Source organism: Arthrobacter sp. StoSoilB5 (genome assembly GCF_019977235.1).
In the GTDB taxonomy this organism is placed as follows: Bacteria; Actinomycetota; Actinomycetes; order Actinomycetales; family Micrococcaceae; genus Arthrobacter.
Genome location: NZ_AP024646.1, coordinates 77,878 through 93,407, shown reverse-complemented (window position 1 = coordinate 93,407; position 15,530 = coordinate 77,878). Strand labels below are relative to the sequence as shown.

At 62.9% G+C, this 15,530-nt stretch carries 15 protein-coding genes; 8 read left to right on the top strand and 7 right to left on the bottom strand.

Translation table 11 applies throughout. The annotated features are described in order from the left end of the window. Positions 1 to 192: 192 nt before the first annotated feature. Positions 193 to 1,101: an endonuclease domain-containing protein gene (locus tag LDN75_RS00465; RefSeq protein ID WP_223935259.1), complete on the top strand. Its 909-nt coding sequence runs from the start codon at positions 193 to 195 to the stop codon at positions 1,099 to 1,101. A 34-nt stretch (positions 1,102 to 1,135) separates the two neighbouring features. On the opposite strand, the gene serS is transcribed toward LDN75_RS00465, so the two are convergent. Next, entirely contained in the window at positions 1,136 to 2,416 is a 1,281-nt protein-coding gene (gene serS, locus LDN75_RS00460; protein WP_223937686.1) for a serine--tRNA ligase, read from the bottom strand. A gap of 55 nt (positions 2,417 to 2,471) precedes the next feature. Here serS and LDN75_RS00455 point away from each other — a divergent pair, with 55 nt between their 5' ends. Beyond that, complete coding sequence (locus tag LDN75_RS00455; protein WP_223935258.1) at positions 2,472 to 3,533, top strand: diacylglycerol kinase family protein; 1,062 nt, start codon at positions 2,472 to 2,474, stop codon at positions 3,531 to 3,533. On the opposite strand, the gene LDN75_RS00450 is transcribed toward LDN75_RS00455, so the two are convergent. The 3 genes from LDN75_RS00450 to LDN75_RS00440 all read right to left on the bottom strand — a co-directional run bounded on the left by LDN75_RS00450 (position 3,530) and on the right by LDN75_RS00440 (position 5,183). Further along, the gene (locus LDN75_RS00450) at positions 3,530 to 3,760 is read right to left on the bottom strand and encodes a hypothetical protein (protein WP_223935257.1); all 231 of its coding nucleotides are present in this window, start codon (positions 3,758 to 3,760) and stop codon (positions 3,530 to 3,532) included. The two genes, LDN75_RS00455 and LDN75_RS00450, sit on opposite strands and share 4 nt — an antisense overlap. Before the next feature lie 118 nt (positions 3,761 to 3,878). After that, a complete protein-coding gene (gene pheA / locus LDN75_RS00445; protein WP_223935256.1) occupies positions 3,879 to 4,808 on the bottom strand; it encodes a prephenate dehydratase in 930 nt (309 codons plus the stop codon). A gap of 48 nt (positions 4,809 to 4,856) precedes the next feature. Further along, positions 4,857 to 5,183 carry a rhodanese-like domain-containing protein gene (locus tag LDN75_RS00440; RefSeq protein ID WP_216924267.1) on the bottom strand — a complete coding sequence of 109 codons (327 nt, stop codon included), beginning with the start codon at positions 5,181 to 5,183 and terminating at the stop codon, positions 4,857 to 4,859. A gap of 140 nt (positions 5,184 to 5,323) precedes the next feature. Here LDN75_RS00440 and LDN75_RS00435 point away from each other — a divergent pair, with 140 nt between their 5' ends. The 3 genes from LDN75_RS00435 (at position 5,324) to LDN75_RS00425 (ending at position 9,062) form a co-directional block, all read left to right on the top strand. After that, on the top strand, positions 5,324 to 6,067 hold the full coding sequence (locus LDN75_RS00435) for a peptidase E (protein ID WP_223935255.1): 744 nt from the start codon (positions 5,324 to 5,326) through the stop codon (positions 6,065 to 6,067). Beyond that, positions 6,060 to 7,499, top strand: a complete 1,440-nt coding sequence (locus LDN75_RS00430) for an amidase (protein ID WP_223935254.1) — start codon at positions 6,060 to 6,062, stop codon at positions 7,497 to 7,499. The genes LDN75_RS00435 and LDN75_RS00430 overlap by 8 nt, the downstream gene beginning before the upstream one ends. Before the next feature lie 63 nt (positions 7,500 to 7,562). Beyond that, positions 7,563 to 9,062, top strand: a complete 1,500-nt coding sequence (locus LDN75_RS00425; RefSeq protein WP_223935253.1) for a peptide MFS transporter — start codon at positions 7,563 to 7,565, stop codon at positions 9,060 to 9,062. A gap of 107 nt (positions 9,063 to 9,169) precedes the next feature. Here LDN75_RS00425 and LDN75_RS00420 read toward each other — a convergent pair whose 3' ends face one another. Then, entirely contained in the window at positions 9,170 to 9,838 is a 669-nt protein-coding gene (locus tag LDN75_RS00420; protein WP_223935252.1) for a DUF4190 domain-containing protein, read from the bottom strand. Positions 9,839 to 10,092: 254 nt separating this feature from the next. Between LDN75_RS00420 and pgm the strand changes: the two genes are divergently transcribed. Beyond that, positions 10,093 to 11,754, top strand: a complete 1,662-nt coding sequence (pgm, locus tag LDN75_RS00415; protein WP_223935251.1) for a phosphoglucomutase (alpha-D-glucose-1,6-bisphosphate-dependent) — start codon at positions 10,093 to 10,095, stop codon at positions 11,752 to 11,754. Positions 11,755 to 11,848: 94 nt separating this feature from the next. On the opposite strand, the gene LDN75_RS00410 is transcribed toward pgm, so the two are convergent. Then, the gene (locus tag LDN75_RS00410; RefSeq protein WP_223937685.1) at positions 11,849 to 12,367 is read right to left on the bottom strand and encodes a 2'-5' RNA ligase family protein; all 519 of its coding nucleotides are present in this window, start codon (positions 12,365 to 12,367) and stop codon (positions 11,849 to 11,851) included. A 176-nt stretch (positions 12,368 to 12,543) separates the two neighbouring features. After that, positions 12,544 to 13,149, bottom strand: coding sequence for a malonic semialdehyde reductase (locus tag LDN75_RS00405; RefSeq protein WP_223935250.1), 606 nt, complete (start codon positions 13,147 to 13,149; stop codon positions 12,544 to 12,546). Between the two features lie 259 nt (positions 13,150 to 13,408). Here LDN75_RS00405 and LDN75_RS00400 point away from each other — a divergent pair, with 259 nt between their 5' ends. Then, positions 13,409 to 14,758 carry a solute carrier family 23 protein gene (locus LDN75_RS00400; protein WP_223935249.1) on the top strand — a complete coding sequence of 450 codons (1,350 nt, stop codon included), beginning with the start codon at positions 13,409 to 13,411 and terminating at the stop codon, positions 14,756 to 14,758. Between the two features lie 205 nt (positions 14,759 to 14,963). After that, on the top strand, positions 14,964 to 15,530 hold the full coding sequence (locus LDN75_RS00395; RefSeq protein WP_223935248.1) for a type 1 glutamine amidotransferase domain-containing protein: 567 nt from the start codon (positions 14,964 to 14,966) through the stop codon (positions 15,528 to 15,530).

Here is a 15,530-nt window from a genome sequence, read left to right as displayed (position 1 = left end):
ATGCGATGAGCTTTTCCACATAGCCCCACCTGTCGGTCCCACGGGCCCCCTCTTCCACCGAAGGTTGTTTCCATGAACGAAACAGCCGAGTTCCTAGTGTCCGCCCAGCAGAGAGCCAACACGGGAGATATTCGTTCGCTCAGCAGGCGATTTACGAAGGGTGAACTAGTCAGAGTGCGCAAGGGAGTCTATATGGACAAGAGCCGGTGGATCTCTCTGAAGCCTTGGGAGCGCTACTCCGCGACCATCAGGGCAGTCGCTTTGGAACTCCCTTCTGCACACTTTTGCTACGAGACGGCAGCCGTGCTCTGGGGGATGCAGGTTGTCGGGATCCCGGCGCACATCCATTTGGCCAATTCGTCATCCGGCCACGCTGGTTCCAAGCGATCGACCACTAAGGCCTCGGGAGACACGAAGTCGGGCAGCACAGGACTGGAGGGCATCAGGAGTTACGGCATCTATCGCCATGCCTACCAAGCGAGCCCAGTGCACCTGACCGGGCTGACCGTCACGGACCTTCACTCAACAGCGGCTGACGTAATGGCCCGGCTTCCCTTCGCACGGGCGGTGGTTCTAGCGGATCACGCCATCAGCCAAGCAAGGTTCGGACCGTCGGCCGCCAGCGTTAAAGACCTGCGTCATGCAGGAGGGAGCCTGGCATCCGGCGCCAAGAGACGGTGGGTCAGCTCGGTCCTTGACTTCGCCGATGCTCGCTCGGGTTCAGCGGGTGAGTCCCTGAGCCGTGCCCAAATGCATCTACTTGGTTTTCCAGCCCCCGAGCTTCAGACGGAATTTTATGACGCCTTGGGATTCGTTGCCCGGACCGATTTCTACTGGCGGGGACTCAAGATTATTGGCGAGTTCGACGGAGAGGCAAAGTACCTCAATGACGAGTACCTCAACGGGGGAACTGCACGTGAAGCCGTGCTCAAGGAGAAGAAGCGCGAGGACAGACTCCGTGCCATGGGCTTCCAGGTAGTGCGGTGGGACTGGGCAACAGCCATCAGGCCGGAGAAGCTGCTTGCAAAGCTCGAAGCAGCCGGACTTTCCAGGACAGGAAACCCCGCCCTACGGACCATTCACCGCCGGGCGCGAGGGTGAGTGGTCCGTTGGACGGGGTCTGCCGGGAAGAGAACTACAGGACCGGCAGAACCTCAAGCCCGCCAATGTACTTCTGCAGGGCCTTGGGAACGTTGACCGAGCCGTCCGGGTTCTGGTGGTGCTCAAGCAGGGCCACAATCCAACGGGTGGTGGCCAAGGTGCCGTTCAGGGTTGCCACGGCGCGGGTGCCCTTGGCAACGCCTTCCTCGTTGATCACGCGTTCGCGGATGTTGAGGCGGCGGGCCTGGAACGTGGTGCAGTTGGACGTAGACGTGAGCTCGCGGTAGGCGTTCTGGGTGGGAACCCAGGCTTCACAGTCGAACTTGCGGGCCGCGGACATGCCGAGGTCGCCCGCAGCTGTATCGATCACGCGGTAGGGAAGCTCGCACTTGGCCAGCATTTCCTCTTCCCAGGCAAGCAGGCGTTCGTGTTCTGCAGCAGCTTCCTCAACAGTGGTGTAGATGAACATCTCCACCTTGTTGAACTGGTGCACCCGGATGATGCCGCGGGTGTCCTTGCCGTGCGAACCGGCTTCGCGGCGGTAGCAGGAGCTCTGGCCGGCGTAGCGGATGGGGCCCCCGGAGAAGTCCAGGATCTCGTCAGCGTGGTAGCCGGCGAGGGCCACTTCCGAGGTTCCCACCAGGTAAAGGTCGTCTTCAGCGAGACGGTAGATCTCGGCGTCGTGCTTTACGTCGAAACCGGTGCCCTGCATGGTCTCCGGCCGCACCAAAGTGGGGGTGATCATCGGGACGAAGCCGGCCTCGATCGCCTGGTCCATGGCCATCTGCAGCAGAGCCATTTCCAAGCGGGCACCCACGCCACGCAGGAAGTAGAAGCGCGCACCGGAAACCTTGGCGCCGCGTTCCATGTCGATCGCACCAATGAGCTCACCGATTTCCAGGTGGTCCTTCGGCTCGAAATCGGTGAACTGACGGGGTTCGCCAACGGTCTTGACCACTACGTAGTCGTCCTCGCCGCCCTCGGGCACGCCGTCCACGATCAGGTTGGGAATGATGCGCAGCAGCTCTTCCTGCTTGGCCTGGGCGGCATCCGCCTCCGCGGAAGCGGCCTTGACCGAGTTGGCCAGTTCCTTGACCTCGGCCAGCAGGGCCTGCTTTTCCTCGCCCTTGGCCTGGGCCACCTTCTTGCCGAAGACATTTTGCTCGGCGCGGAGGGTTTCGTAGCGGATCAGCGCGGCGCGGCGATCGGAGTCTGCGGAGATGATCGCGTCCACAACGGACTCATCGGCGCCACGGGCGCGCTGGCTGGCACGGAACTTGTCCGGATTTTCGCTGAGGTCTTTTACGTCGATCACCACACAAGAGTATCGAATCTGACGTGGCCGCCCAGGACGATAGTGTTGGAGCAGCATGAGCGACTGGATCCTGTACGTGATTCTCGCTGGGGGCGTGGTATTTGCCGTCTCCAGTTGGTGGGGTGTGCGCCGATTGCGGGCCCGGCACATCAGGAGCGCGGTTCGGGAGGGCACCCACAAACCCGAGCCTGGGCACCAGAAGGTTGCGGTGGTCCTCAACCCGGTGAAAAACAAGTCGCTCGAGGCCCGCCAAGCAATCATCGACGCTTGCGACCTCGCCGGTTGGGACAGCCCGAGGTTCTTTGAAACCACTCTGGAGGACCCCGGTTACGGGCAGTCGCGCCAAGCGCTGGAGTACGGGGCCGACGTCGTTCTTGTGTGCGGCGGCGACGGTACAGTGCGCGTGGTGGCTGAGTCTCTGGCGCATAAAGGCGTGGCGATGGGCCTCATTCCCCTGGGCACCGGAAACCTCTTGGCACGCAACGTCGAACTGGACGTCAACGACATCGCCGATTGCATCCAGATCGCCCTCTTTGGCCACCAACGCTTCATCGATACCGCCAGCATGGGCATAGACAACAGCATTACCGGAGAATCATCCACGCATACATTCCTGGTGATCGCGGGTATGGGCCTGGATGCCGAGGTTGTTGGCGATACCAAGGAAGACCTGAAGAAGACCGTGGGCTGGCTGGCCTACACCGAGGCCGGGGTCCGGCATTTACCCGGCCGGCGCAAGCGGGTCACCATCACCATGGATGACCAGCCGGAGCAGGCCAGGAAAATCCGGAGCGTGCTTTTCGCCAATTGCGGCCTGATTCCGGGTGGCATTGACTTCATTCCGGAAGCCATGATCGACGACGGCATGCTGGACATCGTCGTCATGAGCCCGCGCAGCGCATTTGGATGGATCGCCATGTACGCAAAGATCCTGTTCAAGCACAAGCGGAACCTGCCGGTGATGAATTTCTACCGCTCCGGCAAGGTCACCATCCGCAGCCAGGAACCCATGGCGACGCAACTCGACGGCGACCCCGCGGGTGAGGCAACCGAGGTCACCGTTCAGGTCCAGCCCGGTTCGTTGCTGGTGCGGGTACCGAAGGCTCAAACCCTCTAGACTGCGCCCTTCTCGGGTTGCGCCGCATTCGCTGCGGCTGCTTCGGCCGCCGCCTTCGCTGCAGCCCGGGCCTCGGCCTGCTCACGGATCATCGCTTGTTCTTCTTCAAAACGGAGTCGATCCGCGCGGTCAGCTTCGTCGCCGTCCCAGTCGTCCTTGTTCTCGCCGGAGGGCTTGGGATTGACGATCATGCCCTGGCCGTCTTTGTCATCTCGGTGGACAGTCATGACCGCTCCCTTCTTTTGGGCATTCATCCATTGCTTATGGATCAGGCAAGCATACGCACACTTGCATCACTGCGAAAGGGGTTGAAGGTTCAATTATTTGCAGCCACGCAAAGGCGGCCTAGCCCTTCAGAATTGCTTCGACCCACGCATGGGCAGAGGCAAATGCTGCGTCCGAAGTATGCGGGGCCACCACGGCGGCTTGCTTGTCGGCACGCGCATATGAGCCCAGGAAGCGAGTTGCCGGGCTGATCCGGTGAAGACCCGCGAGGGCGTCGGCAACACGGGAGTCCGACGCATGACCGTCCGCATCGATGCTGAAGAAGTAGTGGCCCAGGTACTGGCCAGTGGGGCGTGACTCGATGCGGCTAAGGTTCACACCTCGCGATGCGAATTGGTCAAGGATTTCCATGAGTGCCCCCGGGTGGTCCTCCGGCAGTGGGACAACAACGGTGGTTTTGTCCGCGCCCGTTCGTTCGGGCAATGTACCCGGCTTGCTCACCAGGATGAAGCGGGTGACTGCATCGGGGTTGTCTCCGATGTTTTCGGCCAGAACATTGAGCCCAGATTGTTCCGCCGCAATTAGCGGGGCGCAAATAGCGGCATCGTAGGGGGCGTCTCCCTCCAGGAGGCCCATGGCAGATGCTGCGGTAGAGGAACCGGGTACATAGTCCGCGTTCGGAATATGTTCGTCCACCCAGAGGCGGCACTGGGCCCACGCATGGCCGTGTGTGGAGATGCGCTTTATATCGGAAATCACGACGCCGGGCCTCGCCACGAGCACGAACGTAATAGGAACCAGGGCCTCGCGGATGATCCGGAGTTCGGGCCCTGTGGCAATGGCATCCAGCGTTGCAGTGACGCCGCCCTCCACCGAGTTCTCAATGGGAACCATGGCAGCATCGGCCTCACCATTGCGCACCCGCTCAAGGGCCGTGTTCACGTTGGTGCAAGGAATGCGGGTGGCATCAGCGGCGCCGGGGACCTGCATGAGGGCGGCCTCAGTGAACGTTCCTTCCGGGCCCAGGAACGTATAGGTAGGTGCTGACATGGGAATATTCCTTGCTGGTTATGCGCGGGAGAAGGTCTGGAGCCGGTGCTAGAGAACCACTGGCTTAAGGCCGTTGTCCGACACCATGGGCCGGCCGGCCTCGAACCACATGTCCATACCACCGGCAACGTTCACGGCGGAGTAGCCTTGGCCCACCAGCCACTGCACTACGCGGAAGGAACGGCCACCGGTCCTGCAGATGACGAAGAGGTCGTCGTCGGGGTCCAGTTCATCCAACCGGGCGGGCAGTTGGTCCATGGGAATATGACGTGCGCCCTCAGCATGCCCGGCAACCCATTCATAGTCTTCACGAACGTCAAGGATGCTGGCATCAGCCGGAATGTCGCCCACAGGCACGGTTTCGAAGTCGCTCATGGCGTTTCCTTCCCATCGATTTAGGTCACCATCCAGCCTAGTCCCAGAGGCCACCCAGCGAGACGCCGCTTGCGCGGCGGAGTCCCGGAGCTAAGACTGGGACCCAAAGACTCCCTGAATCGGCTGTTAGGAGCAGGACAATGGCGGCTGGCCAACCCACCATCCTCGCAACATCCGGCGGTTACAAGCCGGGCAGCCGGACCCGCATCGAGTTCGACCACCTCATGCATTACGCCGTGGAGCTTGCCGGCGTAAATGGCCGCGCACCGCGGGTGACCCATATTGGCACCGCATCGGGCGATCAACGCTGGTGGGCGGCAGAAATGGATCAGGCCGCCCGCATTGCGGGGTTTGATTTCACTCATCTCAACCTCTTCACCATGCCCAACATTGAGGATCCGGACGCCCATCTCCTTGAGCAGGACGTGGTGTGGGTCCACGGTGGCTCGGTGGTCAACCTCCTTGCCGTGTGGAGGGCGCACGGCCTGGATGGAATATTGCGGAAGGCTTGGGAAAGCGGCGTGGTCCTGGCTGGCGTTTCCGCAGGTTCCATCTGTTGGTTCAAGGGCGGCGTGACCGACTCCTTCGGCCCTGAACTGAAGCCTGTCACCAACGCACTTGGCTTCCTTCCCTACGCAAACGGCGTCCACTATGACTCTGAACCCACCCGCGCCCCTGCCATCCACAAGTTGGTGGCAAACGGCACGCTCGGCGAGGCGCACTGCACGGACGACGGCGTGGGTCTGGTTTACCGGGGCACTGAGCTTGTGGAGGTGGTGTCCGAAGTCAAGAACAAGGCCGCCTTCCGGGTGACCGCGGGTGCGGGCGAGAGCGTAGACGCCATTGCTGTGGAGGAACGGTTGGAGTCGCGTTTCCTTGGTTGATCCTTCCCCGGCAAAGCTGCAGCAGCTCACCGCGGTGCAGCTTCGCGACGCCCTCGCATCCGGTGAGCTCTCGGCGAGGGAGGCCACCGCACATTTCCTCTCCGTCATCGAGGCACGCAACAAACACTTAGGTGCGTTTGTCACGGTCACGGCCGAACAGGCAATGGACGGTGCCAAGGCTGCGGACAACCTGCACGCGCAACTCTCCCGCACACACCGCCTTTCCGAATTGCCCCTCCTGCACGGCATGCCCCTTGCCTTCAAGGACCTCACGGACGTGGCCGGCATTCCCACCACCCATGGCAGCGCTGCCCTGGAGCACAAGCCAGCGCCGGAGGATGGCGCCCTCGCAGCCACCTTGAAAGGCCAAGGCGCAATCTCGCTGGGCAAAACGCAGGTTCCGGAGTTCGGGCTCACCGCGTACAGCGAAAACCGCATCGCACCGCCGTCGCGCAATCCGCATTCCTTAAGTCGAAGTTCCGGCGGTTCGTCAGGCGGAAGCGCTGCCGCGGTGGCGGCTGGCATGGTTCCTTTCGCTCCCGGGACCGACGGCGGCGGGTCCATCCGCATTCCTGCCGGGGCCTGTGGGCTGGTGGGGCTCAAGCCAGGCCGGGGCGTAGTGCCGTCCGGGGCAAGTGCTGGGGATGCTGCAAAATTGGTGGTCGCCGGACCACTTGCGCGCACGGCTGCGGACGCGGCGCTGCTTATGGACGCGCTGGTCCCGCAGGAACAAGCGCCCGACGGCGGTTACCTCGCCAACGTTGGCCACGCGCCGCTGCCCCTCAAAGTGGGCGTGAGCCTGGATAGCCCATGGGCCGGAGTGTTTCCTTTCGACGTGGAGCAGGAAGCAATGGACTCCCTGGCCCGGGGAATCCTGCTGCTTGAGGAGGCCGGCCACCGCGTCGCGGAAGCGGAGATCCGGTACGACAACCGCTACCCCGATGCGTTCACCGCTGCCTGGACGGCCGGCGTCGGGAGTGCCCGGATAGCACCCCAGCGGGAGGCGCTGCTGACGCCGCTGACCCGCGTATTCCGGCGTCGGGCGCAACAACGCAGCGCGTTGAAAGTGAATGAAGCCCTGGGTTTCCTGCGGCAGTTCGAGCACGACACGATCGCGCAATACGCGGAGTGGGACGTCATCCTCATGCCCACGCTGGCGCAGACACCGCAGCCGATCGGTTGGTTCACCGGCGGCGGCCACAGTGGCGAGCCGTGGCCCAGCGAGTGGGCCGGTGACGCGGACGAAGACTACAAAAGGCAGTGCGAGTACGCGCCGTGGTCCTCCATGGTCAATGTGTGTGGGTTGCCGGCCATCAGCATTCCCGTCCACGTGACAGCGAGCGGCCTGCCGATGGGCATTCAGGTGATCGGCAAACCGGGCTCTGAGCTGCAGCTTCTTCAACTCGCGGCGGTTCTGGAGTCCTTTAAGTAGGCGGGCCTGTGCGGCTGTCTACCATATGGATAGTGGTTGCCATGGGCATCCATCGATGTGACAATGCCCGCAGTCAATGCCAGCATTGAGGAAATGAGCACACCTCTAACCACGGCTACGTCCCAAAAACCATCGGGCGATACCTCATTCTTCGGCCACCCAAAGATGCTGGCCAGCCTCTTCTCCGTAGAGATGTGGGAGCGATTCTCCTTCTACGGCATGCAAGGCATCCTGCTTTACTACATGTACTTCACCGCCGAGCAGGGCGGGTTGTCAATCGACAAGGGCCTCGCCGCCGGCTTGGTTGGCGCTTATGGTGGCGGCGTCTACCTGTCCACGATCCTGGGCGCATGGCTCGCAGACCGGATCTTCGGTTCCGAAAAGGTCCTCTTCGGCTCGGCCCTCATGATCATGGCCGGCCATATCGCCCTTGCCCTCCTGCCTGGCATTCCCGGACTGATCGCCGGCCTTGTGCTCGTGGGCATCGGATCCGGCGGCCTGAAAGCCAATGCCACCGCGCTGGTCGGCAGCCTGTACGGCGAGAAGAATGAACGCCGCGACGCCGGCTTCTCCATCTTCTACATGGGCATCAACATCGGCGGACTCATCGGCCCGCTGGTCACGGGCTGGCTCCAGGAGAGCAACGGCTTCCACTGGGGCTTCGGCGCAGCAGCCGTGGGCATGGCGATCGGCCTTGTCATCTACTCGCTCGGCCGCAACAAGCTCCCCGAGGAAGCGCACCGCGTTCCCAACCCGCTCCCGGCCGCCGAACGCACACGGTACGGGCTGATCTTCCTGGGCATCCTCGCGATCATAGGAGTGCTGCTGGGCACGGGGATCGTGAATGCCGATAACCTTGCCCGCAGCATGGCTTACGCTGCCATCGGCGCCTCGGTGATCTACCTTTTCCTGATCTTCCGCAGCCCCAAGGTCACGGGCCTGGAGCGCAAACGTGTGCTCGCGTTCATCCCGCTGTACATTGCGTCGGCCGCGTTCTGGGCCCTGTTCCAGCAGCAGTTCACGTTCATTGCCGTGTACTCCGAGGAGAAGCTGGACCGCAACCTGTTCGGTTGGGAAATGCCGGCGGCCTGGGTCCAGTCCATCAACCCGGTGTTCATCATCATCTTCGCCGGTGTCATGGCTGCCCTGTGGACCAAGCTGGGCTCCAAGCAGCCGAGTTCCCCGCTGAAGTTCTCGGCGGGCCTGCTTATCATGGGCCTCGCCTTCCTCTGCTTCATCCCGCTGGCTGGCGAGGGCAAGACCCCCCTGCTGGCACTGGTGGGCATCCTGTTCCTCTTTACCCTGGCGGAACTCTTCCTTTCCCCGATAGGTCTGTCCGTGAGCACCAAGCTCGCTCCGCAGGCATTCCACACCCAGATGGTGGCGCTGTTCTTCCTGTCCGTCTCCCTGGGCACCACCCTGGCCGGCATCCTCGCCGGCCTTTACAACCCCGACGACGAACTCCCGTACTTCCTGGGCATCGGCGGCGTGGCAGTGGTATTGGCTGTGGCCCTGGCTGCTGGATCCCCGGCGATCAAGAAGTTGATGGGCGGCGTGCGGTAGCCTTCGGGCTACGCAAACGGCTAACGCCACCCAAACGGACAACGACGGCGACCCTTGCGTTCGGTGGAATTCCCACCCGGGCGAGGGCCGCCGTCGTTCGCGTTTGCCTAGTAGCGGTAGCTGGTGGAGGCGCCGATCGCGGCAAAGAAGAAGATCAGGACCACCACCGTGATCGCCACGCCGACGTAACCCATGATCAGGCCAGCAATCGCCATGCCCTTGCCTGCGGGTTCGCGGTTGAGGGCAAGGTGGCCCAGGATGACAGCTGCGATCTGCGGCAGGATGAAGAACCCGAAGCCAATGAATGTTGCAATGCCGCAGCACATGCTCGCAATGCTCAAGCCCTTGGGCTGGGTGGGCATGGCGTAATAGGCGGGCTGGCCGTAGGGGTTCTGCTGGCCATAGGGCTGCTGCTGGTAGGGCTGCTGCTGGTACGGGCCCTGGTTGTATTGGCCTTGGTTGTATTGGCTCTGGTTATAAGGGCTCGGCGGCTGGCCGTAGGGCGATGGGCTCGGCTGGCTGTAGTCACCGGGCGTGTACGCGCTCTGGCTGGATGTGCCCTGGCTCGGACCACCCTGGCTGGCTGGTGGGACCGGCTGCGTGTAGAAGTCGTCCTGGCCTTGGGCGTTCTGCGTGTACGCATTCTGGTCGTACGGCGGAAGCGGCTGGGTGGGTGAGCTCGGCTCCGGCGCGCTGAATTCGGCGGGTGGGATGTACTGCGGTGGTTCGTAGCCCGCCGGTTTGTCCTCGTTGCCCTTGGATGGTTGGTCTGACATGGGAATCCCCCTCGCTAAGTCTTTGTTTCCCACACTACCGCCGCCGGGTGCGCCGCATAAGGTAGCCCGGCTCGTGGCGCCACAGCCGCCTCCGGGCATCCCGGGGCGGAATCCTCCCACTAAAGCCGCAGCTCGTAAACGCAAGGTAAATCTTTGGCTCATCCGGCGCCACATCACCGCCATTCTGCGTCACAGGGGCCGGATCCCCGGACATTTGCTGTCAGCGGACGGGGTGGTCTGGCATGCTGGACGACATGGCTAGCCGAGCGGGCACAGTTGCCCTTCCCCAGGACCTTGTTGACATCACAGCCCTGCTGGACGCGTACTTCGACGTCACTCCGGATTTGGGCGATCCCGCGCAACGCGTGGCGTTTGGAACGTCAGGACACCGCGGATCCAGCTTGAAGTCGTCGTTCAACGAGCCCCACATCCTCGCGATCACGCAGGCAATCGTTGAATACCGCGGCCGCCAGGGCATCACCGGACCGCTCTTTATAGGGCGTGATACCCACGCCCTGAGCGAGCCCGCGCAGAACTCCGCGCTGGAGGTCCTCGCGGCCAACGGCGTCACCGTGTTGGTAGATGCCCGCCACGGCTATACGCCCACTCCTGCCCTGAGCCACGCGATCCTCAAGTACAACCGCGAAGCCGCGCCGGGGACGCCCCAAGCCGACGGCATTGTGGTCACCCCCAGCCACAACCCGCCCGGCGATGGTGGCTTCAAATACAACCCGCCGCATGGCGGCCCTGCCGACACCGACGCCACCGGCTGGATTGCCGACCGCGCCAACCAGCTTCTCGAAAACGGCCTTCGCGGCGTCAAGCGAATTCCGTTGAACGATGCTTTGAACGCGGACACCACCGGAAAGTTCGACTTCCTCAGCAGCTACGTTGACGATCTCCCGTCCGTCCTGGACCTCGACGCGATCCGCAACGCGGGCGTCCGTATCGGCGCCGATCCAATGGGCGGCGCGTCCGTTGACTACTGGGGTGAGATCGGCGAGCGGCACCAGCTCAACCTGACGGTGGTGAACCCCACGGTCGATCCTCAGTGGGCCTTCATGACCCTCGACTGGGACGAGAAGATCCGTATGGATTGCTCGTCGCCGTCGGCTATGGCGTCGCTCATCAAGCGCATGGCTTCCTCGGACGGTGGCCGCTCGGCTTACGATGTCGCCACGGGTAACGACGCCGACGCCGACCGCCATGGCATTGTCACGCCGGATGGTGGTCTCATGAACCCGAACCATTACTTGGCCGTAGCCATTGACTACCTGTACCGCAACCGCAGTGGCTGGAATCCCGAGTCCGTCGTGGGCAAGACACTGGTTTCGTCCTCGATCATCGACCGCGTTGCTGCCGGACTTGGGCGCAAACTGGTTGAGGTTCCTGTTGGCTTCAAGTGGTTCGTTCCCGGCCTGCTGTCCGGCGAGGGTGCCTTCGGTGGCGAAGAGTCTGCCGGCGCCTCCTTCAACAAGCGCGATGGCAGCGTCTGGACCACGGACAAGGACGGCATCCTGCTTGCCCTGTTGGCCTCGGAGATCACGGCCGTCACCGGCAAGTCTCCGTCGCAGTTGTACAAGGGGCTGACGGATAAGTTCGGCGCGCCGGTCTACGCCCGAATCGATGCCGCTGCCACGCGCGAGCAGAAGGCCAAGCTGGGCAAGCTCTCGGCATCCGACGTCACCGCCACCACCCTGGCCGGCGAGGACATCACTGCCAAACTCACGGAAGCCCCAGGCAACGGAGCTTCGATCGGCGGTTTGAAGGTTGTCACCGAGAACGCCTGGTTCGCGGCCCGCCCCTCCGGCACCGAGGACGTTTACAAGATCTATGCCGAGTCCTTCAAGGGCGCCGAGCACCTTGCCAAGGTGCAGGAGGAAGCCAAGGCGCTGGTGGATGGGGTAATTGCTTAAGTTCTGATTCGCTGGCGACGCGCATTTTCGCTGGCGACATGGAAACGGGCTGAGGCCGCTTGGATGTGGGTGGCCCCAGCCCGTTTCTGTGTCTTCAAGCAGATTGCGTGTCCTCAGCCTCTGCAGCGTCCTGGGTCCAGAGCCTGAGGATGCGCCGGATGGTGTGGTTGCCTTCCGGCGCCATGTCCACCAGCGCAACCTGGTCAAGCACGACGACGTCTCCCGGCTTTGGGCGCTTGCCGTCGTGATGAGAGATGTGCGGCCGGTAGCGTTCGAGGACGTAGTTCGGCGTAGCAATGCGCCCGCCCACGCTGACCACGGCGTCGAAGAGTTCCTCGTGCAGGCCTTGGAGCAGCGGATTTTGTTCCACCAGGCTCACCGGGATGGACCCCATATGGCCGAAGCCTGCTTCTTCGCCAATGATCAGTTGCGTTCCGAGGGCTCCCTGGACCGGCGCCTCGGCCAAGTCCGCGAGGACATCGGCGACGTCGGCACTCACGTCAGTTCCGACGTCGAACCTTAACAACGTGATGTGAAGCGGCCAGTCGCTGCGCGGAAACACCAGCCCTGGCCGTACTGGCTCCGTAAACGCCACCCAGATGAGGTTCCGCATAGCCATAGTTTGCCACTCAGCGAGTCAGAACTGACGGGATCTGCGAGAGGGATGCCAAAATATGCGCAGGAAGTGAGAGCGCAACTGAAACCCCCGGATCCTCGCTCACATCGTCGCCTTTAAACGACGATGCTCTCGCACATCACGTGCGAGAGCATCGTCGGAATGCACAAAAACTAGACCGTGCGGACAACGTCCTCGTAGGCGAACTTCGGCTTTGCTTCGCCCCAGGCGTCCGGGCCGGGCTGGCCAATGTTGACGACGAGGAAGCTCTTCTGGTCACCCTCGGGGAAGAATTCGGCGTCGATCGCGGAGAAGTCGGCGCCGGTCATCGGGCCAGCGGCGAAACCGAGTGAGCGGACGGCGAGGATGAAATAGCCGGCCTGCAGGTGGGCGTTGTTGTTGCCCGTGGTGGCGGTGAAGGCGGGGTCGGCGTCGTACATGGCCTTGGGGGCGGCGTAGACGGGAAGGAACTTGTCCCACTGCTCATGCCACGCGGTGTCGTAGGACAGGATGGCGACCAGCGGGGCGGAGGCGGTCTTGGCCTGGTTGCCCTTGGAGAGGGCGTCGACCAGCTTGGCGCGTGCCTCATCCGAGCGGACGTAGGTCACGCGGAGGGGCTGGGAGTTGAAGGCGGTGGGGCCGAACTTGGTGAGCTCGTAGATGGCGCGGGCCTGCTCGTCGGTGACCTCACCGGCAAAGCTGTTCGCGGTACGGGCTTCGGCAAAAATGGCGTCGACTGCTGCGGCGTCAATGACTGCTTCTTCGTGGGCGATCGTCATTCGTGAACCTTTCGCTGGGCCCTTGCCTTTGGGGACGGCCGGGCACTTCTGCTTTCCATGGTTGCAACTTCAACTTCCGTTGTCCTCTTCCCGTGACGGCCCGTGACGTTGCGCACACTGCGTGACTCCGCGCGTCGGTTCGTTGCGTTGCGAGGCCCGTGTTGCGCCCTATTTGGCGCGCGAGGCACGTAGAGGAGGCCCCGCAACGGCGGTAATGTTGCACCGAACCCATCACTTCTCCTCTGGAAGGCTCCCGGCCATGACTCTGCTCGGCACCAAATGGAAGCTTCATGGCAACGGAAAGTCCATCCGGCCCGGCCACGTGGTGGCACCCGAGGAGCGGCTGGCCTGGCCCCTGACCATCGGCGTGGGCATGCAGCACGTCGTGGCGATGTTCGGCGCGACCTTCCTGGTCCCGATCATCACCGGCATGCCGCCGGCTACCACCCTGTTCTTCTCTGGTATCGGCACGCTGCTGTTCCTCGTCATCACCAAGGGCCGCGTGCCCAGCTACCTGGGTTCGAGCTTCGCCTTCATCGCGCCGATCCTGGCGTCGCAGCAGCAGTACGGCGTTCCTGGCGCGCTGGGCGGCGTGGTGCTGGCCGGCGTCGTACTGGCGCTTATTGGTGCGATCGTCCAGAAGTTCGGCGCCGAATGGATCAACCGGCTCATGCCGCCGATCGTCACCGGCGCGATTGTGGCGCTGATCGGCCTCAACTTGGCGCCGGCCGCGAAGAACAACTTCGACGCCGCTCCCGTCACCGCGCTGATCACCCTGGTCACGATCATGTTGGTCAGCGTGCTGTTCCGCGGAATCCTGGGGCGCCTGAGCATCCTGGTGGGCGTTGTGGTGGGGTATCTCGTGGCGATGATGCGCGGCGAGGTGGACTACGCGAAGATGGACGCCGCCGCGTGGGTAGGTCTTCCGCAGTTCCAGACGCCCGAATTCCACTTGGGCGTCGTGGGCCTGTTCGTCCCGGTGGTGCTGGTCCTCGTGGCCGAGAACATTGGGCACGTGAAGTCCGTGGCCGCGATGACCGGTCAAAACCTCGACGGCGTCTCCGGCCGCGCGCTGATGGCCGACGGCGCCGCAACGGTACTTGCCGGTTTCGGCGGCGGTTCCGGTACTACGACTTACGCGGAGAACATTGGCGTCATGGCCGCCACCAAGGTCTACTCGACGGCGGCCTACTGGGTGGCCGGTATCTTCGCCATCCTGCTGAGCTTCTCCCCGAAATTCGGCGAACTCATCGCGACCGTCCCACCCGGCGTCCTGGGCGGCGCCGCGACCATGCTCTACGGCATGATCGGCGTGCTCGGCGTGAAGATCTGGGTTCAGAACAAGGTCAACTTCTCCAACCCGGTCAACCTGACCACGGCCGCTGTGGCTTTGATTATTGGCATTGCCGATTACACGTGGACCATTGGGGAGCTGAAGTTCACCGGCATCGCTCTTGGTTCCGCGGCTGCACTTGTGATCTACCACGGCATGAAGAGCCTGGCCCGTTGGCGCGGGACCGTCGCAGAGCCGGAAACCGAGACGACGGGGCTGCCGCCTGCGGTGAAGTCGGCGATGAATGCTGCGGCGAAGCGGGGGAAAAAGAAGTAGGGGCAGACCCGGAGACCGGCAGTCACCAGGCTCATGGTGGTGGCGATGCTGGTGACCAGCGGTGCGCCCCCGGAATTAACGGCAAATGAATACTCAGCTTGCTTACTAAAATGACCTTCCCTAGGCTTGAACAAGTCAGACAAACAACTCTCACAGCGGCGGCCCGCGCTCAAAAAGCAATCCGCCGCGCAATGGAGGAGGAACAATGTCAGAACACAGCATCACAGGCAAGAAGGTCGCATTCCTTCTGACGGACGGCGTGGAGCAGGTCGAACTCACCAGCCCCTGGCAAGCCGTGAAGGACGCTGGGGGCCAGCCAACGCTCGTGGCACTTTCGAAGGGAAAGCTGCAGGGATTCAACGGCGTGGAGAAGGGTGACACCTTCGACGTCGACCTTGCAGTCGCCGACGCCAATGCATCGGACTTTGACGCCCTGGTACTCCCCGGCGGCGTGGTAAACGCCGATCACCTCCGCGTGGACAAGGATGCGCAGAACTTCACGCGCGCCTTCTTCGAGCAACACAAGCCGGTGGCCTCGATCTGCCACGGACCGTGGATCCTCATCGACGCGGGCGTCATCAAGGGCCGCAACGTCACCTCCTATCACACGCTCCAAACCGACATAAGGAACGCTGGCGCCAACTGGACCGATGAAGAAGTCGTGGTGGACCAAGGCCTCGTCACCAGCCGGAATCCGGACGACCTCCCGGCGTTCAACCGCAAGGTAGTAGAGGAAATCTCCGAGGGCCAACACGCTGGCCAGACCGCCTAG